Source organism: Paraburkholderia sp. BCC1884 (assembly GCF_900996225.1).
GTDB lineage: Bacteria > Pseudomonadota > Gammaproteobacteria > Burkholderiales > Burkholderiaceae > Paraburkholderia.
On sequence record NZ_CAAJGL010000023.1, the window covers coordinates 1 to 456 of the forward strand.

Annotated in this window: 1 pseudogene; it reads left to right on the forward strand. The window is 72.8% G+C overall.

Annotated elements, in window-relative coordinates:
- Nucleotides 1–456: pseudogene (locus FQ705_RS01955) on the forward strand (phospholipase); the annotation flags it as partial.

Below are 456 nucleotides of genomic sequence, written 5' to 3' on the forward strand. Positions count from 1 at the left end.
GCGGCCGATGCGCCGCTCACGCTCACGCTGATCTACTCGGACGATGACGCGAAACCGCTGCCGGTCAGCGTGCCCGACACGCTCGAGGTGACCGTGACCAATGCCGAGCAGCCGCCGGTGCCCGTCAAGCTGGTGCGCGAGGCCGGCGTGCCCGAGCGCTTCACGCTGAAGGCCGGCCAATACCGCAAGGTGAGATTTTCCGCGCCCTGGCCGGACAGCGCGCGCGGCACCGTGACCATCACGCCGGTGGGCTTCGACGCCTCGGCGGCCGTGGTTTCGCTGAACCGCAGCGCCAATCAGTTCGTCGTGGCCCGCGCAGAAACCGCCGAGGCGCACCAGGCCAGCCCTGCCGGCATGGCGGCGGCCGCCTCGGGCGTGGCCGCCACCGCCGGCACGCCGCAGCCGAGCGGCGACGCGCTGACCACCGGCGCGCGGGGCCTGTTGTCGAGAATCTCG